Source organism: Candidatus Zixiibacteriota bacterium (assembly GCA_020853795.1).
In the GTDB taxonomy this organism is placed as follows: Bacteria; Zixibacteria; MSB-5A5; order CAIYYT01; family CAIYYT01; genus JADJGC01.
Genome location: JADYYF010000185.1, coordinates 1 through 2,957 on the forward strand (window position 1 = coordinate 1; position 2,957 = coordinate 2,957).

General features: G+C 61.5%; 3 protein-coding genes. All 3 read left to right on the forward strand.

Going from position 1 to position 2,957, the window contains the following annotated elements; all coding sequences use genetic code 11:
* The coding region (locus tag IT585_14200) for a Gfo/Idh/MocA family oxidoreductase (GenBank protein ID MCC6964400.1) at window positions 1-905 on the forward strand (905 nt) is incomplete at its 5' end.
* Window positions 902-2,035 carry a lipid-A-disaccharide synthase gene (gene lpxB, locus IT585_14205; GenBank protein MCC6964401.1) on the forward strand — a complete coding sequence of 378 codons (1,134 nt, stop codon included), beginning with the start codon at window positions 902-904 and terminating at the stop codon, window positions 2,033-2,035. The genes IT585_14200 and lpxB, both read left to right, overlap by 4 nt.
* A partial coding sequence (locus IT585_14210) for a hypothetical protein (protein ID MCC6964402.1) occupies window positions 2,032-2,957 on the forward strand: 926 nt, incomplete at its 3' end. The genes lpxB and IT585_14210, both read left to right, overlap by 4 nt.

A 2,957-nucleotide genomic window follows, 5' to 3' on the forward strand; every position in this document is an offset into this window, starting at 1 on the left:
CGGGCGTTTTTGACATCATCCCCGACAAGACCAAGGCGACGGCCGAAGCCAATCACTGCACGGCGTGCACGTCGATCGAGCAGTTGCTGGAGCTGGTGGATGCGGTGTCGATCGTCGTGCCGACGGAGGTGCATCATCAAGAAACGTTGCGGGCACTCCGGGCGGGCAAGCATGTGCTGGTCGAGAAACCGATTGCGGCCACGGTGGCGGAAGCCGAGGAAATGACCAAACTGGCCGAAGAACTGCGGTTGAAGCTGCAGGTCGGTCACATCGAACGCTTCAATCCGGCGACTTCGGCTTTCGCTTTGCTGAAGGAGACGCCACGATTTATTGAGGGGCATCGGCTGTCGCAGTTCAGCGCTCGGGGACTGGGTGTGGCGGTAATTCTGGAGCTGATGATTCATGACATCGATCTAATTCTGAGCCTGGTGCCGGCGCCGGTGCAGGAGGTGCGAGCCTCGGCAGTGTCGGTGGTCAGCGACATGCCCGACATCGCGAATGCGCGCATCGAATTTGCGAACGGGACGGTGGCGAATTTGACGGCGTCGCGGATTTCGGTGCAGAAGATGCGCAAGCTGCGATTCTTCGCGAAGGATAACTACTTGTCGGTGGATATGCTGAAAAAGTCGGGCGAGCATTTTGTCCTGGCGCCGCTGGCCGAAGCGCAGCCGCGCGAGGGTTATTTCCCGATGCTGCAGCACGAACCGACCGGCCGCAGGATTTTGTTCCGGCAGTTGAGCTATGCCGATTACGACATGTTGACAGCGGAGATCGCCGCTTTTGTCGATGCGGTGCGCAACGACCGGCCGGTGCGAATCGGTGGCCGCGAGGGCACGGCGGCGCTGGCTCTGGCCAAACAGATCGAAGCGGCGGCTCTCGAAAGCCTGAATCGAATCCGGACATGACCAGAGTCTTTGTCGCGGCGGGAGAGGCCTCGGGCGATCTTCATGCGGCCGCGGTTTTTCGTGAACTAAAAGTCCGCTGTGCCGGGTTGGAGGTCTTCGGATTGGGTGGGGAGTTGCTGCGGGAGCAGGGGGCGGATTTACTTTACGATGTGCGCGATCTGGCCGTGGCGGGATTTTGGGAGGTAGCGAAACGGATCCTGCACTTTCGCCGCATTTTCCAGGCCACACTCGCCGCCATCGACAGCGAGCGGCCGCGTCTGGCGATCCTGGTTGATTATCCCGGAATGAATTTGCGATTGGCAGCGGAGCTGAAACGGCGCGCGATTCCGGTGGTGTACTATATCGTGCCGCAGGTCTGGGCGTGGAAGCCGGGACGGATTCAGCAGATCGAGGCCAATGTTGATCTGCTGCTGTCGATTCTGCCGTTTGAAAAGGAGCTGTTCAACCAGGCGCGGGTGCGCTGTGAATTTGTCGGGCATCCGCTGCTGGATCACATCTCCGACAGCAGCGACGGCGGGAATTTCCGCGCGCGGCGCCATATGGAAGACGATGCTCCGCTGATCGCGCTCTTGCCCGGCTCGCGTCAGACCGAGGTGACACAGCACTATCCGATCATGCTGGACGCGATGAAGCTGCTGGCGGCGGACTATTCGAATCTACGGGCGATGACGGCGGTGCGGGCGGAATTGCCGGCCGAGAGCTACAGCGAACCGGAGCGGGCAGCGGGGATTGCGCCTCAGCATGTGACTGACCAACGGTACGAATTACTGCGCAGCGTCGATGTTGCGATCGTGTCGTCGGGGACGGCAACGCTGGAAGCCGCGCTGTGCGGGCGGCCGTTTTGCGTCGTGTATCGCACCGGTTGGCTGACGTATCAGATCGCGCGACGCGTAATCAGGCTGCGGCAGGTCGGGCTGGTAAATATCGTTGCCGGAAAGCCGATTGTGCCCGAGTACTTACAGAGTGAAATGACACCGGCGAATCTGGCCGCGTTTTGCCGGCGCATGATCAGCGATCGGCACGAGGCGGAGCAGGTTGCGACGGCGCTGAAGTCGGTGCGCGCGAAATTGGGTGAACCGGGCGCCTCGAAACGCGCGGCCGCGCTGATCGCCGAGGCGTATTGCCGATGAGATTTCTGTATCATTGCTTCACGTTTGTCTACGTCGTGCCGCTCACGGTCGCGGCGTTCTTCCGCAGTTTGCTGCGAGGCAGCGGCGATTGGCAGCGGCTGGCGCTACGACTGCCGCCACAGGCGCGGCGCAGCCATCCCCTCTGGCTGGTGGCCTCGTCGGTGGGGGAGGTGACGATCGCGCTGAAGTTGACGGCGCGTCTCAAATCTCGCACCAAGCGGCCAGTCCTGCTGTCGGTGACGACCGCTACCGGCAAACGGCACGCCGAAGGAGCGGCGGTGCGACCGGATTTTATCTGTTATCATCCGTTTGATCTGCGGCGCGTCACCAGCTCCTACCTGCGCTATTTCCGACCGCGGGGGGTGATCCTGATCGAGACCGAGTTGTGGCCGGTGTTATTGGAAGCGGCACTTGAACAGGCGGTTGCCGTCGCGCAGGTTTCGGGGCGCATTTCGGAGAAGTCATTGCATCGTTATCGCGCGCTCAAGCCGATCTTCGTGCCGTTGTTGCAGGAGTGCAAAGCGTTCTGGATGCAAAGCGCGCAGGATGCCGAGCGGATCGTCGAACTCGGTGCGCGTGCCGAGCGGGTCGAAGTTGTCGGCTCGATCAAGGAAGACTACCAGCCGCCGGAGGCGCCGCTCATGCATGAAGTTGATGAGCGAGTGGGTGCCTGGCGGGGAAAGCGACTTTTCGTCTGCGGGTCGACGCGTCCCGGGGAGGAGGCGGTTCTGATCGAGGCGTTTCAGACCCTCCGTTGCCAATACGCGGATCTGCGGCTCGTGCTCGTGCCACGACACTTGGATCGCCTCGGCGAAGTCAACGACGTGGTTGCGCGATCGGGGCTGCGCTGTCAGTGGTGGACGAAAGGCATACTGCAAGCTGATGACGAAATCCTGATCGTCGATACGATGGGCAAGCTCAA